The sequence below is a fragment of the Streptomyces swartbergensis genome (genome assembly GCF_002148965.1).
In the GTDB taxonomy this organism is placed as follows: Bacteria; Actinomycetota; Actinomycetes; order Streptomycetales; family Streptomycetaceae; genus Streptomyces; species Streptomyces swartbergensis.
Window position 1 is genome coordinate 1 of sequence record NZ_NGFN01000176.1, and the last position, 17,399, is coordinate 17,399.

The 17,399-nt window shown below is 69.6% G+C and carries 12 protein-coding genes; 9 read left to right on the forward strand and 3 right to left on the reverse strand.

Going from position 1 to position 17,399, the window contains the following annotated elements; all coding sequences use genetic code 11:
* The 5 genes from CA983_RS25420 to CA983_RS25440 form a co-directional block, all read left to right on the forward strand.
* Positions 1-1,153 (forward strand): LCP family protein (locus CA983_RS25420; protein WP_244207098.1); only part of this gene is annotated, 1,153 nt, incomplete at its 5' end.
* Between the two features lie 239 nt (positions 1,154-1,392).
* A complete protein-coding gene (locus CA983_RS25425) occupies positions 1,393-3,135 on the forward strand; it encodes an LCP family protein (RefSeq protein WP_086603193.1) in 1,743 nt (580 codons plus the stop codon).
* 378 nt (positions 3,136-3,513) lie between these two features.
* Positions 3,514-5,130, forward strand: coding sequence for an LCP family protein (locus CA983_RS25430; protein ID WP_086603194.1), 1,617 nt, complete (start codon positions 3,514-3,516; stop codon positions 5,128-5,130).
* A gap of 227 nt (positions 5,131-5,357) precedes the next feature.
* Positions 5,358-7,088: an LCP family protein gene (locus tag CA983_RS25435; RefSeq protein ID WP_086603195.1), complete on the forward strand. Its 1,731-nt coding sequence runs from the start codon at positions 5,358-5,360 to the stop codon at positions 7,086-7,088.
* Between the two features lie 87 nt (positions 7,089-7,175).
* Positions 7,176-8,777 (forward strand): LCP family protein, encoded by a 1,602-nt coding sequence (locus CA983_RS25440; RefSeq protein ID WP_086603196.1) that lies wholly within the window; start codon positions 7,176-7,178, stop codon positions 8,775-8,777.
* A 51-nt stretch (positions 8,778-8,828) separates the two neighbouring features.
* Here CA983_RS25440 and CA983_RS25445 read toward each other — a convergent pair whose 3' ends face one another.
* Positions 8,829-9,878, reverse strand: a complete 1,050-nt coding sequence (locus CA983_RS25445; protein WP_086603197.1) for a glycosyltransferase family 2 protein — start codon at positions 9,876-9,878, stop codon at positions 8,829-8,831.
* 127 nt (positions 9,879-10,005) lie between these two features.
* Between CA983_RS25445 and CA983_RS25450 the strand changes: the two genes are divergently transcribed.
* Positions 10,006-11,487 carry an LCP family protein gene (locus CA983_RS25450; RefSeq protein WP_107500274.1) on the forward strand — a complete coding sequence of 494 codons (1,482 nt, stop codon included), beginning with the start codon at positions 10,006-10,008 and terminating at the stop codon, positions 11,485-11,487.
* A gap of 121 nt (positions 11,488-11,608) precedes the next feature.
* On the forward strand, positions 11,609-11,974 hold the full coding sequence (locus CA983_RS25455; RefSeq protein ID WP_086603199.1) for a four-helix bundle copper-binding protein: 366 nt from the start codon (positions 11,609-11,611) through the stop codon (positions 11,972-11,974).
* A gap of 58 nt (positions 11,975-12,032) precedes the next feature.
* Here the strand turns inward: CA983_RS25455 and CA983_RS25460 are convergent, their stop codons facing one another.
* The gene (locus tag CA983_RS25460; RefSeq protein ID WP_086603200.1) at positions 12,033-13,334 is read right to left on the reverse strand and encodes an LCP family protein; all 1,302 of its coding nucleotides are present in this window, start codon (positions 13,332-13,334) and stop codon (positions 12,033-12,035) included.
* Between the two features lie 119 nt (positions 13,335-13,453).
* On the opposite strand from CA983_RS25460, the gene CA983_RS25465 reads away from it, so the two are divergent.
* Positions 13,454-14,011 (forward strand): acyl-CoA thioesterase, encoded by a 558-nt coding sequence (locus tag CA983_RS25465; protein WP_037758822.1) that lies wholly within the window; start codon positions 13,454-13,456, stop codon positions 14,009-14,011.
* Between the two features lie 48 nt (positions 14,012-14,059).
* Here the strand turns inward: CA983_RS25465 and CA983_RS25470 are convergent, their stop codons facing one another.
* On the reverse strand, positions 14,060-15,217 hold the full coding sequence (locus CA983_RS25470; protein WP_086603201.1) for an acyl-CoA dehydrogenase: 1,158 nt from the start codon (positions 15,215-15,217) through the stop codon (positions 14,060-14,062).
* A gap of 184 nt (positions 15,218-15,401) precedes the next feature.
* Between CA983_RS25470 and CA983_RS25475 the strand changes: the two genes are divergently transcribed.
* Complete coding sequence (locus CA983_RS25475) at positions 15,402-16,745, forward strand: UDP-glucose dehydrogenase family protein (protein WP_086603202.1); 1,344 nt, start codon at positions 15,402-15,404, stop codon at positions 16,743-16,745.
* The last annotated feature ends 654 nt before the right edge of the window (positions 16,746-17,399 follow it).

The following is a 17,399-nucleotide window of genomic DNA, read 5'->3' on the forward strand; positions in this document are numbered from 1 at the left end:
GCGGCGTCGGCGGCGGGTGCGGATCTGGGCGTTCGGGGTCGCCGGTGTCGTCGTCGCGGCCGGCGGGGCCGGATGGGCCGTGTACGCGAAGCTCAGCGGGAACATCACGCCCGACGAGGCCGCCGCCGCCGAGCTCGCGCGGTACGAGAAGGAGCGGCCCACCTCGCTGGTCAAGGACGCGCGGAACATCCTGCTGATCGGGTCGGACTCGCGGGAGGGCGACGACAACGCGCGCTACGGGCGTGACTCCGGGTCCGAGCGGTCGGACACCACGATCCTGCTGCACCTGTCCGCGGGCCGGGACAGCGCCACCGCCGTCTCCCTGCCCCGGGACCTGATGGTGGACCTGCCGGGCTGCCGACGCCCGGACGGGTCGCGCAGCGCCCCGCGGTTCACCATGTTCAACCAGGCCTTCCAGGTGGGCGGTTCCGCCTGCACCATCCGGACCGTCGAGAAGCTCACCGACATCCGCGTCGATCATCACGTCGTCGTCGACTTCCACGGCTTCAAGGAGATGGTCGACGCCGTCGACGGCGTGGAGGTGTGCCTGCGGGAGCCGATCGACGACCGGGCCGCCAAGCTGCGGCTCCCCGCCGGACGGGTGACCCTCGACGGCGAGCAGGCGCTCGGCTACGTCCGCGCCCGCAAGACGCTCGGCGACGGCAGCGACACGGAACGCATGGAGCGTCAGCAAAGGTTTCTCGGGGCACTCGTCAACAAGGTGCGCAGCAATGATGTCCTGCTGAATCCGGCGAAGCTGTATCCCGTGCTGGACGCCGCCACGTCATCTCTCACAACCGACCCGGGTCTGGCCAGTCTTCGCGGTATGTACGAACTCGTGCGCGGGCTGCGCGACATCCCCATGGAACGTGTGCAATTTCTGACCGTTCCACGGGAGTCGTACGCGTACGACGCCAATCGAGACCAACTCGTGGAACCTCAGGCGGAGAGGCTGTTCGAGCGGCTGCGTACGGACACACCCGTGGCGGTGGCCGGGGACGTTCCGCACGGTTCCGCCCCGCGGAGGCCTACCGATTCGCGTGACGGATCGTACGGGGATTCGTATCCGGGGCGGTTTACGAAGCCCGTCGTCACCGTTTCTCCTCCACCGACGTTCCGGGGGAACACGGCAGCCGAGGACACCTGTGAGTAAAGCGGGCACCAAGGCAACTCCAAGGTAATGAACTCTTCACCTGGGAAATGGGCGAATTGCCCAGGTGTAGGGACGTGGAATTTGTCACCGTCGTCGTTCGGCACTGAACTGGGCGGTTAGTGTGAGCGATCCGGTGCGCCCGGCTCTGAGGACGGTCCTGAGGTCGCGCACTGTGTGACCGAGACCGAGCGCCTTGGAGGGGAAGGCGCCGCGTGCCCCGACGGAGGAAACAGGCAACCGTGGACGCGCAAGGCCGTGGGCGGGCGGACGATGTCGATCCCGCAGACCAGTGGGTGCTCAATCCGAACACCGGCGAATACGAACTGCGACTGCCCCCTTCCCCACCGCAGTCGGGCGTCCCCAGCCCCCGCAGGCCACCGGCCACCGACGCGGGCCCGCCGGCGCGCGGCCGTTCGGAGGCGCCCGGCAGGCGCCGCCCCGAGACGCCCGGCCGCGCGGTGCCGCCGCCGCGCAGGCGCCGCGGGGCGCCGGAGGAGCCGCTGCCGGGGCGGCGCGGCCGGCGGCCGGCCAAGAAGGCCGCGAAGGGGAAGAAGGTCCTGCTGTGGACCGGCGGCGCGATGGCGTTCGTGCTGGTCGCCGGAGCGGGCGCCGGGTACTTCTACATCGAGCACCTGAACGACAACATCGCGTCCGTCTCCGACGACGGCGCGAGCACCGGTGGCTTCCAGAAGGACAAGGCCATCAACATCCTGCTGATCGGCACCGACAAGCGCACCGGCAAGGGCAACGAGAGCTACGGCGACTCGGGAAGCGTCGGGCACGCCGACACCACGATCCTGCTGCACGTCTCCAAGGACCGCTCGAACGCGACCGCGCTGAGCATCCCGCGTGACCTCATCGTCGACGTGCCGGACTGCCCGACCACGCAGGAGGACGGGTCGCAGAAGATCATCCCTGGCACGCAGCAGGTCCGCTTCAACACCAGCCTCGGCCAGGACGGCCGTACCCCCAGCTGCACCATGCGGACCGTGACCGAGCTCACCGGGGTCAAGCCGGACAACTTCATGGTCGCCGACTTCAACGCGGTCAAGACGCTGACCAGCGCGGTCGGCGGGGTCGAGGTCTGTCTGGGCAAGGACATCGACGACCCGGACTCGCACCTGAAGCTGTCGAAGGGCACGCACACGATCGCGGGCGAGCAGGCGCTGGCGTTCGTGCGCACCCGGCACGCCGTGGGCTTCGGTGGCGACCTGAGCCGGATCGGGCTCCAGCAGCAGTTCCTGAGCGCGCTGATGCGCAAGCTGAAGTCCAACGACACGCTCACCAGCCCCTCGAAGATGCTCGATCTGGCCGAGGCGGGCACGAAGGCCCTGACCGTCGACTCGCAGCTGGACAGCATCGGCAAGCTCAAGGACCTCGGTCTGGAGCTGGGCAAGCTCGACACCAAGAACCTGACGTTCACCACGACCCCGGTGATCGACAACCCGGCGGAGAAGGTCAAGAGCACGGTCGTCCTGAACGAGTCGACGGCCCCGCAGGTCTTCGACATGATCAAGAACGACGTCTCCTTCACCGCCGTCAAGGAGCAGAAGAAGAAGGAGGCGGCCGCGGTGGCCGCCCGGCTGAAGGGCAGCAAGGCCCCGGCCTCCGAGGTTCGGGTGCGGATCCTCAACGGCGGTGCCGACCCCGGCAGCGCCCAGGAGACGCTCAGCTGGCTCCAGGTCGAGGAGGGCGTGACCAAGTCCGAGAACGCCGGCAACGCGCCCGCGGCGCTGGCGAAGACCACGCTTGAGTACGCCCCCGACCAGGCCGACCAGGCCCGCCGCCTGGCGGACATCATGGGGCTGTCGGGGTCGGCGATGAAACCGGGCGAGAGCGTGGAGAACGCCCAGGGGCTGCCCGCGATGACCCTGACCCTCGGCAAGGACTTCAAGGGTGCGGGTGCCTCCCTCACCGCTCCGTCGAAGGCGCCGGAGGGTGTCCAGAAGTCCACGGCGGACAAGGTCGAGTGCGCCCAGTGACCTGACGGGCCCGCCGTACGTCTCACAGGGCGTACGGCAGGCCTTGTCCGGTGACACGGGGGTTGTTCCTGCTGCCGCTTGGCTGAGCGTAAGCGCGTATTGGTGAGGGTGGGTGAGTGCCGGTGCCGGCCACGAGGCGCGCTGACAGTTTTCGGAGTTCGCTGAACGGGGGTTTGCATATCGAACGCGTGACCTTTGGGGGTCGGGCTCGTTGTCGCCCCCGCGTACCCGGATCACGATCACGAGTCGTGTTGCCCGGACGCGGAGCGAAAGCGGGCGACCAGCGTGCCCAACACCGTTCGGAGCACGCGGCTGAGCAACAGTCCTGGCAACAGGCCTCACTCCCACTCAGTCTCTAGGAACGGTGGGGAAGAGCAGATGGCACAGAGCAGCAGTGTGTACGGGGAGGGGACGAAGCCGGGCGCCGTCCCGGGCGAGCCGGTCCCCGGCAGACCCGCCGGGCCGGGCGACGGCGGCGGCCCGGGAGGCCGCCGGCCCGGTCGCGGGCGCCGCGTCCTGCGCTGGTCGGCCACGTCGCTGTCGGTGCTGATCCTGGCGACCGCCGGCGCCGGCTACCTCTACTACGAGCACCTGAACGGCAACATCGAGAAGGGCCGGCGCAGCAGCGGCGACTCCAAGGCGCGCAAGTCCGCCCCGAACGCGGCCGGGCAGACGCCCCTGAACATCCTGCTGGTCGGCTCCGACAGCCGTGACTCCGACGAGAACGTGAAGCTGGGCGGCGCCCGGAAGGACCGCGGCAATCCGCCGCTGGGCGACGTGCAGATGCTCATCCACCTGGCCGCGGACCGCAAGAGCGCCGCCGTGGTGAGCATCCCGCGCGACACCCGGGTCGACATACCGAAGTGCACCGATCCGAGGACAGGGCGAACGTACCCGCCGGTCAACACGATCATCAACGCCTCACTGGCCCGTGGCGGAGCGGGCTGCACGCTCGCGACCTGGGAGAACCTCACCGGCGTCTACATCGACCACTGGATGACGATCGACTTCGCGGGCGTGGTGAAGATGGCGGACGCCATCGGCGGGGTGGAGGTGTGCGTGCGGCAGAACGTGTGGGACCGCCCGCTGCCCGGCGTGCCCGGCGGTTCGGGCCTGAAGCTGACGGCCGGCCGGAACAAGGTCCAGGGCGAGCAGGCTCTCCAGTGGCTGCGCACCCGGCACGCCTGGGGCAGCGACCCGCTGCGGGCCCGGGCGCAGCACATGTACATGAACTCGATGATCCGCACGCTGAAGGCGCAGAACGTCTTCACCGACACCGGCCGGCTGACGGACCTGGCCGAGGCGGCCACCAGGTCGCTGCACGTGTCCGAGGAGCTGGGCACGGTGGAGAAGCTGTACGACCTGGGGACGCAGCTGAAGACGGTCCCGACGGACCGCATCACCATGACGACCCTGCCCACGGCCGAGGACCCGCAGGACCGCAACCACCTGGTCCCGGCCGGCGCCGACGCCGACCGGGTGTGGGACATGATCCGCGACGACGTGCCCTTCGACGGCAAGGGCGGGAAGCCGGGCGCGCGGAAGACGGAGCCCCAGGCCTCCAGGGATCCGGCCGCGGCGGACGACGCGATCGGCGTCCTGGTGCGGAACGCCACACGCTCCAGCACCCTCGGTCCGGTGAGCGGGCGCGCGGGCGCCATCGCGCGGGAGCTCGTGGGCAAGGGCTTCACGAAGGCCGCCGCGGACACCTCGGGCGCGCGGTCCGAGGAGCGGACCGTGGTGCGCTACCCGAGCGCCGAGCTGGCGGGCGACGCGCAGCGTGTCGCCAAGTCGCTGGGCATTCCCGCGAGTTCGGTGCGGCGGTCGACCGATGTCTCCGGCGTCACGGTCGTCGTGGGCGCCGACTGGCGTACGGGTACGGCCTATCCGAAGCAGCCGGCTCCGAAGGCCGGGGACCTGCCCGGCGACGCGGACGCCCTCAACGGCTCGGACGCCGGGCAGTGCATGGACGTGTACGCGCCCTATCGCTGGTAGCGACCGGAGAAGCAACTCGCACACCGGTCGACGGCTTCCTTCCACTTCCTCACAGGGAATTGTGCGGAATTGCCCCCATGCATGGACGCTGAATTTGTCATTCAGCGCACATCGGCGTTCAACTGGGCGGATAGTGTGAGCGATCCAGTGCTTCTGTGATGACAAGTACCCGTGCGCCTTCCGGGGGGAGAAGGCGCCGCGTGCCCCGACGGAGGAAACAGACAACCGTGGACGCGCAACGCCGTGGGCGGGGGGATCAGATCGACCCCGCAGACCAGTGGGTACTCAATCCGAACACCGGCGAATACGAACTGCGACTGACTCCATCCGGAGCGCAGTCGCCGGTATCCACTCCCCCGACCCGGAACACGACTTCCCGGAACGCGACTTCCCGGAACGCCGCTTCCCGTCAGGGCGCCACCCGCACCGACGTTCCGCCCCAGCGCCGGCGGCGCGGCGCGCCCGAGGAGCCGCCGCCCGGGCGGCGCGGCGGGCGGCGGCCGGTGCAGCGGAAGCCGAAGAAGGCGAAGAAGGCGCTGGTGTGGACCGGCGGCACGATGGCGTTCGTGCTGGTCGGGGTCGGCGCGGCCGGCTACTTCTACCTCCAGCACCTGGAGGGCAACGTCACGACGACCGACGTCGGCAGCGCGGGCGCCAGCAACTTCAGCAAGGACGAGGCCTTCAGCATCCTCATCATCGGCACGGACAAGCGCACCGGTGAGGGCAACGAGGGCTACGGCGACAAGGGCAGCTCCGGGCACGCCGACACCACGATCCTGCTGCACGTCGCCAAGGACCGCTCCAACGCGACCGCGCTCAGCATCCCCCGGGACCTGATCGTGAACATCCCCGACTGCCTGACGAAGCTGGAGGACGGCTCGGAGAAGATCGTCCCGGGCCAGCGGGGCGTCCGCTTCAACCGGAGCCTCGGGGAGAGCGGCCGGGACCCGGGCTGCACCATGCTCACGGTGGAGGAGAACACCGGCATCGATGTCGACCACTTCATGATGGCCGACTTCAACGCGGTGAAGACGCTGACGACGGCGGTGGACGGGGTCGACGTCTGTGTGGAGAAGCCGGTCAACGACAAGGAGTCCAAACTCGTCCTGCCCGCGGGCCCGTCGAAGGTCGAGGGCGAGCAGGCCCTCGCGTTCGTCCGTACCCGCAAGAGCTTCGGCAACAGCGGTGACCTGGACCGGATCAAGGTGCAGCAGCAGTTCCTGGGCTCGCTCATGCGCAAGATGTCCTCCGGTGACACCCTCACCAGCCCCTCGAAGCTGCTGAAGCTGGCCGAGGCCGCCACCAAGGCGCTGACCGTGGACGAGGCCATCGGCAGCGTCGGCACGCTCAAGGACATCGCCCTGGAGCTGAAGCAGGTGCCGACGAAGAACATCAGCTTCGCGACGGTGCCGGTGGTGGACAACCCGGCGGAGACGGTGAAGGCGACGGTCGTCCTCGACCAGGCCAAGGCCCCGCAGGTGTTCGACATGATCAAGAACGACGTCTCGTTCACCGAGGTCAAGGAACGGAAGAAGAAGGAGAAGGACGCCCAGGCGGCGCGGCTGAAGGGCACCAAGGCACCGGCCTCCGAGGTCCGGGTCCGGGTCCTCAACGGCGGGGCCGTCACCGGCAGCGCGCAGAAGACCCTCCAGTACCTCCAGGTCGAGGAGGGCGTGACCAAGTCGGAGAACGGCGGGAACGCGCCCGCCGAGCTGGCGAAGACCACGCTCGAGTACGCCCCCGACCAGGCCGACCAGGCCCGCCGCCTCGCCGACATCATGGGGCTGTCCGGGTCGGCGCTGAAGCCCGGCGAGAGCGTGACCAACTCCCAGGGCGTGCCCGCCATGACCCTGACCCTCGGCAAGGACTTCAAGGGCGCCGGCGTGAAGATCAACGCCCCGGTCGACGCGGCGGACGTGGAGAAGTCCACCGCCGACAAGGTGAAGTGCGCGAGTTGACCCGCTGAGGGCAACTGACAGGCCCGTCGTGCGTCTAACAGGGGGCAGGACGGGCCTGTTGCATGCTCGGGGCGGAAGGACCGGGAAGTGACGCAGAGCGGTGTGCGGGAGAACGAATCGCGGCAGGGCGTCCGCCAGGAACCGGGCCCGGGTGAGACCACGTCGGCGACGGGCGACACGCCCAGCGGGCTGAGCGGCGAGGGCCGGCCCAGGCGTACCCGGCGGCTGCTGCGGTGGTCCGCTGCCGTGCTCGCCCTTCTCATACTCGGGACGGCCGGGGCCGGATACCTCTACTACCGGCATCTCAACGGCAACATCAAGAAGGACGCGCTGAACCTCGGCGACAACAAGGTCGCCGCGCCGACGCCGAACGCCGCCGGGCAGACCCCGCTGAACATCCTGCTCATCGGTTCGGACGCGCGGGACAGCAAGGAGAACCAGAAACTCGGCGGCGCCCGTGAGACGTTCGGCGCCGCGCCGCTGGCGGACGTTCAGATGCTGCTGCACCTGTCCGCCGACCGCACCAACATGTCGGTCATCAGCATGCCCCGCGACACGCTCGTGAAGATCCCGAAGTGCACCGACCCGGACGACGGCAAGGTGTACCCGGGGACGCAGGGGCGGACGATGACCAACCAGAGCCTCGGGAACGGCGGTCCGGGCTGCACCGTGGCCACCTGGCAGGAGCTCACCGGCATCCACATCGACCACTTCGTCATGGTCGACTTCGCGGGCGTGGTGTCCATGGCCGACGCCGTCGGCGGTGTCCCGGTGTGCGTCGACGCCAACATCCACTCGCGCACCTCCGACGGCAAGGGCTCGGGCCTGAAACTGGAGAAGGGCACCTCGTACATCCAGGGCGAGCAGGCCCTCCAGTGGCTGCGCACCCGCTACGGCTTCGAGGACGGCAGCGACCTCGCCCGCGCCAAGGCCCAGCACATGTACATGAACGCGATGGTCCGCCAGCTCCGCGAGAACGCCACCCTCAGCAGCCCGAACAAGCTCCGCAGACTGGCCGAGGAGGCCACCCGGGCGCTGACCGTCGACCCCGGCCTGGACACCGTCAAGAAGCTCTACGACCTCAGCGACGAGCTGCGCAAGGTGGAGCCGGAGCGCATCACCATGACCACGATGCCCAACCGGTACGTGGGCGCCCGCGTGGAGCCCACGGAGGACGCCGAGCAGTTGTTCCGGCTGGTGCGGGAGGACATCGCGCTGGACGGCAAGGACAAGGACGGCAAGAAGGCGGCGGAGAAGGCCTCCGCCGACCCGGCCGCGGCCGACGACGAGATCCCCGTCCAGGTCCGCAACGGCACCCGGACCGACACCCTGGCCGCGGCACGCGGGCGCGCGAGCAGGGTGGCCGGACTGCTGACGGAGCAGGGCTTCGCCCAGGCCGTCGCCGACACCAACGGCTCGTGGAGCGAGGAGCGGACCGTCGTCCGCTACCCGAGCGCCGACCTGGAGGGCGACGCCCAGCGGGTCGCCGAGGCCCTGGGAATTCCGCTGAGTTCGGTGAAGCGGTCGACCGATGTCTCCGGCGTCACGCTCGTCGTGGGCGCCGACTGGCGGGAGGGCACGGCCTACAAGGCACCGAAGCGCAACGACAAGACCCCGAAGTCGGCCGACGCGCTCAACGGCGCGGACGACAAGGCCTGCATGCACGTGAACCCCGACTTCACCTGGTGACGGAAACGGGCCCCTCCCGAGGGGAAGGGGCCCGTACGCGCGCGGTGTGCGTCAGCCGGCGGTCGCGTCCGCCTCCGCGTCCGCCCGGACCGCCGGACGCCGGGACGCGATGACCTTCTTCGCCAGCGACCGCGGGCTCGTCAGGAAGCCCCAGCCCCACGACATGTGCATGGTGGCCAGCGCCACGGGGATCTGGAGCCGCGCCTTCAGCGGCAGCCCCTTGCCCGCCGGGACCGAGCCGAGCAGGATCGCCGCGAGATAGCCGCCGGGCACCACGAAACCCCACGGCGTCAGCAGCGCGCCCACCAGGATCCCGGCAGCGATCGCGCACACGGCGGTCGGCGGGGCGAGGTAGCGCAGGTTGATCGAGCCCTCGTGGTACCGGGCGACGACATGCCGCCAGCGGCCGTAGTCCTTGTACTGCTTGGCGAGCGCCTTCACGCTCGGCCGGGGCCGGTACGACACCTTCAGCTCGGGCGAGAACCAGATCAGCCCGCCGGCCTCGCGGATACGGAAGTTCAGCTCCCAGTCCTGGGCGCGGATGAACTCCACGTTGTAACCGCCCTGCTGCTCCAGCGCCTCGCGCCGGAAGACTCCGAGGTAGACGGTCTCGGCCGGGCCCGCCTGTCCGCCCGTGTGGAAGGAGGCGTTGCCGACCCCGATCTTCGAGGTCATCGCGGCGGCGACGGCGTGCTCCCAGTCGTTCTCGCCCTCGGCGTGCATGATGCCGCCGACGTTCTGCGCGCCGGTCTCCTCCAGGAGCCGTACGGCGGTGGCGATGTAGTTGGGCGAGAGCATGCCGTGCCCGTCGACGCGGACGACGATCGGGTGGCGGGAGGCGTTGATCGCCGCGTTCAGGGCGGCCGGCGTACGGCCGGTCGGGTTCGGCACGGTGTGCACGCGCGGGTCTTCGGCCACGAGCTCGGCGGCGATCTCGTCCGTGCGGTCCGTGGACGGACCGAGGGCGATCACGACCTCCATCTCGCCGGCGTACTCCTGCGCGAGGATCGCTTGGACTGCTCCCCGCAGATGCCGTTCCTCGTCGAGGACGGGCATGATCACGGAAACGGCGGGGAGCCGCACGTCGGGATTGGCGTTCATAGGGGGCTCACGTTACCGCGAACGGGGGACACCGGTGCGCGCCGCCGGGGCGATACCGCGGGCCGCAGATCGTATCGGCCTACGGTTTCACTGATCCCACGTACGGCTGTCGTCCGGAGGTGTCTCCTTGCCCACGCCGCCGCGGTCCCCTCGGTCCACCGCCGCCCCGCAGCCCCGCCCGCAGCCTTCCCCCGGGCAGGCCTCGCGCAGGCCCGCGCCGCCCGTACGGCGCCGGAAGCCGCGCTGGGGCATGCGGGTGGTGACCACCCTGTCCGTGGTGGTCCTCGCGTCCGCCGGTATCGGGCACGCGGTGATGGCCAGCCTGGACGCGGACATCGCCCGGGTCGACCCCTTCAAGGACATGAAGAACCGGCCGCAGGCGGGCCACGGCATGAACGTGCTGCTGGTCGGTACCGACGGCCGCGAGAAGATCGGCAAGGAGGAGCGGCGGAAGTACCGGCTGGGCGGGGCGCCCTGCAACTGCACCGACACGATCATGATCGTGCACGTCTCGGAGGACCGGGAGCGGGCGACTGTGGTGAGCCTGCCGCGCGACTCGTACGCCGTGATGCCCGCGCACGTCGACCGTACGACGGGCAGACGGCACAGCGGGCACCCGATCAAGCTGAACGCGGCGTACGCCGAGGGCGGACCGCAGCTGACGGTGCGGACGGTCGAGAGCATGACGAAGGTGAAGATCGACCACTACCTGGAGGTCGACTTCACCAGCTTCATGAGGACCGTGGACGTGGTCGGGGGCGTGAAGATCTGCACCGCGGACCCCCTGAAGGACAGCTACACCGGCCTGGACCTCCCGGCCGGGCGGCACACGCTGGCGGGCGGGCAGGCGCTCCAGTACGTACGCGCACGGCACATCGACGGGGCGTCGGACCTCGGCCGGATGAAACGGCAGCAGCGCTTCATGGCGGCGCTCGTGGAGCGGATCACCTCCTCGGGGATCCTCCTCAACCCCATGAAGTTCCGGGACGTGACGCGGGCCGTGCTCGGCTCCGTGCGCGCCGACAAGGGCTTCGGCACGGACGAGATGCTGGACCTGGGCCGGGCCATGCGGAACTTCTCCCCCTCCTCCTCCGAGTTCACGACCGTCCCGATCGGACGGATGGGATACATGAAGGGCGTCGGCTCGACGCTGAAGTGGGACCCCGTGAAGGCGGAGCGGCTCTTCCACGCCCTGCGCGAGGACCAGCCGCTGTCCGTGCGCCGGCCCCGCGGCGCGGCACAGATCGTCTCGGTCGCCCCGCAGCAGATCCGCGTCCAGGTGGAGAACGGCACGCGCACGCCCGGGCTGGGCCGCCGTGTCGACGCGGCCCTGGCCTCGACGGGCTTCCGTACGACCCGGGCCCCGGTGAACGCCGCCGCCCGCGACGTCAAGCGCACGATCGTCGCCTACGACCCCCGCTGGGACCGCTCGGCCAAGTCCCTCGCCACGGCCCTGCCGGGCAGCGAACTCCGCCCGGTCAAGGGCCTGGGCGCGACCCTGAAGGTCATCGCGGGCACGGATTTCGAGCGCGTCCGCAAGGTACGGGCCGAGGACCCGGGGCAGGGCGAGTTCGGGGTGGTACGGGGGGACGAGGTGGCGTGCGCGTAGGGGCCGTGACGCACGCCTGGCGGATTCCTTCCTTCCGTCCCGTGGCGGTCGGGGCCGGGCAGGCGTAGTACGGAAGGCACGAGGGTCGACCTCCGGCTCTCACCGTCCCCCGGGAGGAATCATGACCCAGCAGCCCGCCACCATGACCCCGCTGAGCCAGGAGATGCAGGACTGCGTCCAGGCGTGCATGACCTGCCACAGCGTGTGCGAGGAGACCATGAGCTCCTGCCTGCAGATGGGCGGCCAGGCCCAGATGCAGATCATGCGCGCGGTCATGGACTGCGCCGAGATGACGCGCATGTGCGCCGACATGATGATGCGGCGCTCGCCGCTGTCGGCCGAGATGTGCGCGATGTGCGCCCGGGCCTGTGACATGTGCGCCGAGGCGTGTATGTCCATGCCGGACGACGCCCAGATGATGCGCTGCGCCGAGGCGTGTCGCCGCTGTGCCGAGACGTGCCGCTCGATGTCGGCCGCCACGATGTGAGGACCGCCTCACAGCAGTCGGGGGCACCCCCGTGGGTGCCCCCGACGCGTGCCGGTGCTCAGTTGCCCGAGACGGTGACCGTCTCGTCGTTCTTCAGCTGGCTCACCAGCGTCTTCACCTTCGCGGTGTCCCACTGGAGGTTGCCGTTCGGGGAGCTGCCCGCGATCGGCATGTTCATCGACTTGCCCTCGCCGCCGCTGACGCCCTTCATCGCCCAGAACATCGACGCCAGGTCGAACAGGCCCATGTCCTTGTCGACCACGAGCGAGTCCAGGCCGGCGCCCATGGTCGGGTACAGCTTGAACGGGTTGAGGATCGTGCTCGGGGTGGCGACCTGGTTGGCCAGGGCCGACAGGAACTTCTGCTGGTTCTTCGTACGGTCCAGGTCGGAGCCCCTGAGCGCGTAGCGGGTGCGGACGAAGGCGAGGGCCTGCTCGCCGTTGAGGGTCTGCTTGCCCTTCTTGAGGTCCGCGCCCGACTTGGTGTCCTTGATGTCCTGCGGGATGTCCATCTCGACACCGCCGACCGCGTCCACGATGCTCGCGAAGCCGCCGAAGCCGATCTCCACGTAGTGGTCGATGTGCAGACCCGTGTTGGCCTCGACGGTACGGACCAGCAGCTCCGGGCCGTCCTCCGCGTACGCCGCGTTCAGCTTCACCTGGCGTCCCGTGGCCGGGTAGAACTTGCCGGAGTCGGACCCCTTGAACGACGGGATCGTGACGTTCGAGTCACGCGGCAGCGAGATCAGCGTCGGGCCGTTGCCGCCGGTGTGCAGGATCATCATCGAGTCCGTGCGCTTGCCCTCGGCGGACCCGGTGTGCAGCTTCTTCTTCTCCTCGGCCGACATGCCCGCGCGGCTGTCGGAGCCGACGATCAGGTAGTTCGTCCCCTCGCCCGCCTCCGGCCGGTCGATCACCTTCGACAGGTCGACGTCGCGGTTGAGCTTGGAGTCGGCCCAGAAGTACGTGCCGACGGTCGTCACGACCAGCACCGTCGCGACCGTGATCGCCGTCACCTTGATACGGCGGCGCCAGTTCGGCGCGGGGCGCGGCTCGTACATGCCGTCGCCCGGACCGCCGGGGCCTCTGCCGCCGGGGCCGCCGTAGACCTGGCCGGTGTTGTAGCCGCTGTCGTAGCCGCCCGGCGGCTCGGTGTAGCCGCCGTTGACGTACGACGGCTGCTGCGGAACCCCGCCGGCGTACGGCGCTGCGCCGCCGTAGCCACCCTGCCCGGGCGACGGCGCCGGACCGCGGCGGACCTGCCGCATCACGCGGGCGCTCTCGGGCTGTGCGCTCGAGCTGCCGCGTCCATAGCGGTTACCGCGGTTGTCGTCGGACCGTCCCTCGGGCCAAGTGTTCATGCGGACCAGTGTGCAGGTCTCCGTAGTGCGCCATACAAGAGTCGTCGGAAAATCAGAGCACGGCTGTGGCGAAGCTGACACAAAACCGCCTCATACAGCCTCGGCATAAGGTAGGGGCCATGACAGACCAGGCCCCAGCTGCGGATTCCGGCAGTCCGGATATCCCGGGCAAGCCGACTTCGGCCTCCCGCACCACCCTCAGCCACATCATGACCCACAACGACACGAACCTTCTGGGGACGGTGCACGGCGGGGTGATCATGAAGCTGGTGGACGACGCGGCGGGCGCCGTGGCCGGGCGGCACTCCGGCGGGCCGGCCGTCACCGCGTCCATGGACGAGATGGCGTTCCTGGAGCCGGTCCGCGTCGGTGACCTGGTCCACGTCAAGGCACAGGTCAACTGGACCGGCCGCACCTCCATGGAGGTCGGCGTCCGCGTCCTGGCCGAACGCTGGAACGAGTCCGCCCCGCCCACCCAGGTCGGCTCCGCCTACCTCGTCTTCGCGGCCGTCGACGCCGACGGCAAGCCCCGCCGGGTCCCCCCGGTCCTCCCGGAGACCGAACGCGACAAGCGCCGCTACCAGGAGGCCCAGATCCGCCGCACCCACCGCCTGGCCCGCCGCCGGGCGATCATGGAGCTGCGGGAGAAGCGGGCGGCGGAGGGATTCGAGGACTGAGTGAGCCCCCCGCGGGGCGGGAGGCTCACTCACTGACGCACCAGCCTGTTACGGCAGGTTGCGCGCCATCACGATGCGCTGGACCTGGTTCGTGCCCTCGTATATCTGCGTGATCTTGGCGTCGCGCATCATGCGCTCCACTGGGTAGTCGCGGGTGTAGCCGTACCCGCCGAGGAGCTGGACCGCGTCCGTGGTGACCTCCATCGCCACGTCCGAGGCGAAGCACTTGGCGGCGGCGCCCAGGTAGGTGAGGTCGGCGTCGCCGCGCTCGGAGGCGGCTGCGGCCTGGTAGGTCAGGGCGCGGGCGGCCGAGATCTTCATGGCCATGTCGGCGAGCATGAACTGGATGCCCTGGAAGTCGGCGATCGGCTTGCCGAACTGCTTGCGCTCCTGGACGTAGCCCTTGGCGTAGTCGAGGGCGCCCTGGGCGATGCCGAGGGCCTGGGCGGCGATGGTGATGCGGGTGTGGTCGAGGGTCTTCATCGCCGTGGCGAAGCCCGTGCCCTCCTCGCCGATCATGCGGTCGGCGGGGATACGGACGTTGTCGAGGTAGACCTCGCGGGTCGGGGAGCCCTTGATGCCGAGCTTCTTCTCGGGGGCGCCGAAGGACACGCCCTCGTCCGACTTCTCCACGACGAAGGCCGAGATGCCCTTGGAGCGCTTGGCCGGGTCGGTGACCGCCATCACCGTGTAGAACTCGGACTCGCCCGCGTTGGTGATCCAGCGCTTGACGCCGTTGAGGACGTAGTGGTCGCCGTCGCGGACGGCCTTCGTCTTCATGCCGGCGGCGTCGGAGCCGGCGTCCGGCTCGGAGAGGCAGTACGAGAACATGCCGTCGCCCTTGGCGAGCGGGGCCATGTACCGCTTCTTCAGCTCCTCGGAGCCGGAGAGGATCACCGGGAGCGAGCCCAGCTTGTTCACCGCGGGGATGAGGGAGGAGGAAGCGCAGACCCGCGCGACCTCCTCGATCACTATGACGGTCGCCAGTGCGTCGGCGCCCGAGCCGCCGTACTCCTCGGGTACGTGCACGGCGTGCAGGTCGTTCGCGACCAGTGCGTCGAGGGCCTCCTGCGGGAAGCGGGCCTCCTCGTCCACCGCGGCGGCGTACGGCGCGATCTTCGCCTCGGCCAGCGAGCGGACGGCGTCGCGGAGCATGTCGTGCTCCTCGGACGGGCGGTACAGGTCGAAGTCAGCCGTTCCGGCCAAGGTCTCTCACGCTCCAAAACGCTGCGATGGTGGCGCTAACTACCGTTAAGTAATCAAAAGTTTATGGGGTCGCTCACCGGAGGGATACGTGAGCTAGACGACAGCGGGAAGTTGCCCTGTGAAGCGCGCTCCCATGCCCCGGATATGCTCGGGCGCGCACCTGCCGTAGACCCCTGGAGCACCCATGGCCCTGAAGCTCACCGTGATCGGCACCGGTTATCTCGGCGCGACACACGCGGCGGCCATGGCCGAGCTGGGCTTCGAGGTACTCGCCCTCGACGTCGTGCCCGAGAAGATCGAGAAGCTGGAGCGCGGCGAGGCTCCGATGTACGAGCCGGGGCTCGATGAGTTGCTGCGCAAGCACGTCGCAGGTTTCGAGGGCTCCAGCGGGCGGCTGAGCTTCACCCAGGACTGGGCCGAGATCGGTGCCTTCGGCGATGTGCACTTCGTCTGCGTGAACACCCCGCAGCGGCACGGCGAGTACGCCTCCGACATGAGTTACGTCGACTCCGCGTTCGCCTCGCTCGCCCCGCATCTGCACGGTCCCGCCCTGGTCGTCGGCAAGTCGACCGTGCCCGTCGGCACCGCCGACCGGCTGGCGTCCTACCTGGCCGCGCACGCGCCCGCCGGCGAGGACGCCGAGCTGGCGTGGAACCCGGAGTTCCTGCGCGAGGGCTTCGCCGTCAAGGACACGCTGCACCCCGACCGGATCGTGGTGGGCGTGCGCAGCGAGCGGGCCGAGAAGCTGCTGCGGGAGGTGTACGCCACGCCGATCGCCGAGGGATCGCCGTTCGTCGTCACGGACTTCCCGACCGCCGAGCTGGTGAAGACCTCCGCGAACTCCTTCCTCGCCACGAAGATCTCCTTCATCAACGCCATGGCGGAGGTGTGCGAGGCCGCGGGCGGTGACGTGGCCAAGCTGGCGGAGGCCATCGGCTACGACGACCGGATCGGGAAGAAGTTCCTGCGGGCCGGGATCGGGTTCGGTGGCGGATGTCTGCCGAAGGACATCCGCGCCTTCATGGCGCGGGCCGGTGAGCTGGGTGCCGACCAGGCGCTGACGTTCCTGCGCGAGATCGACTCCATCAACATGCGCCAGCGCGGCCAGATGGTCGAGCTATCCCGGCAGGCGCTGGGGGGCGGGCCGTTCCTCGGCAAGCGCGTGGCGGTACTGGGCGCGACCTTCAAGCCCGACTCGGACGACGTACGGGACTCGCCCGCGCTGAACGTCGCCGGGCAGATCCACCTCCAGGGCGGCCAGGTCACGGTCTACGACCCCAAGGGCATGGACAACGCCCGCCGCGTCTTCCCGACCCTCGGCTACGCCGATTCGGCGCTGGACGCCGTACGCGGCGCCGACATCGTGCTGCATCTGACGGAGTGGCGGGAGTTCCGGGAGCTGGACGAGGAGGCGCTCGGCGAGGTCGTGGCGGCCCGGATCATCCTCGACGGCCGCAACGCCCTCGACCCGGAGCGCTGGCGCAAGGCCGGGTGGACGTACCGGGCGATGGGGCGGCCTACCGCCTGAGTCCGGCCGATCGCATGGGTCCGGCTGCTCGCCTGAGGTCCGCCCGACCGCCTGAGTCCGGCCGATCGCATGAGGTCCGCCCGACCGCACGGGTTCGAATTCGGCCGGATTCCATGAATTCCTGACGGCTTTACGGGGGGTTCGGGAATTCTCGTGGGATCGGTGAAGGACCGAGCGGATCCGCGCGAATTTTCTGTGTGTCCTTCGCTGTCCCGCCCGGGCGCCGAGGCCGCGCTCGGGCAGGCCCCCCAAGGGCAGCAGCCCTCTCCGGCTTCGACATATGCCGTCGCGCTCGAAATCACCAATATGAGTTCGAATTTCATTCGAGGAGATCGCGGAATCGACCGTTCTCACAGCCCGGCACATCGGCAGAGAGGGTCAGGCAACAATCGATTAACCAACGCGTAGTTGCGCGGAATCCCCCTTCCACTCCACTGGTCGTCATTCGCCACACCTTCCATTGGCTTGACCTGACCATGCCAGGAGTGCCCCATGCCCTTGTTCTCCCGGGCGGAGTGGCCGCGGGATCACCGCGACGAGTTGGTGGCCGGAGCGCTCGTCGGCGCCGTGGTCATCGTGCTGGGTTACGCGTCGGGCATCGGTGCCCCCTCCGCCTCCGGCGGCACGCAGACCGCCGCTCCCCCGACCTCACCG

What these genes read in the sequence shown, in the direction of transcription:
- CA983_RS25430 (WP_086603194.1), top strand. Translation starts at nt 3,514, where the DNA reads ATGGCACAGAGCAGCAGTGTGTACGGGGAGGGGACGAAGCCGGGCGCC.
- CA983_RS25445 (WP_086603197.1), bottom strand. Translation starts at nt 9,878, where the DNA reads ATGAACGCCAATCCCGACGTGCGGCTCCCCGCCGTTTCCGTGATCATG.
- CA983_RS25455 (WP_086603199.1), top strand. Translation starts at nt 11,609, where the DNA reads ATGACCCAGCAGCCCGCCACCATGACCCCGCTGAGCCAGGAGATGCAG.
- CA983_RS25460 (WP_086603200.1), bottom strand. Translation starts at nt 13,334, where the DNA reads ATGAACACTTGGCCCGAGGGACGGTCCGACGACAACCGCGGTAACCGC.
- CA983_RS25465 (WP_037758822.1), top strand. Translation starts at nt 13,454, where the DNA reads ATGACAGACCAGGCCCCAGCTGCGGATTCCGGCAGTCCGGATATCCCG.
- CA983_RS25475 (WP_086603202.1), top strand. Translation starts at nt 15,402, where the DNA reads ATGGCCCTGAAGCTCACCGTGATCGGCACCGGTTATCTCGGCGCGACA.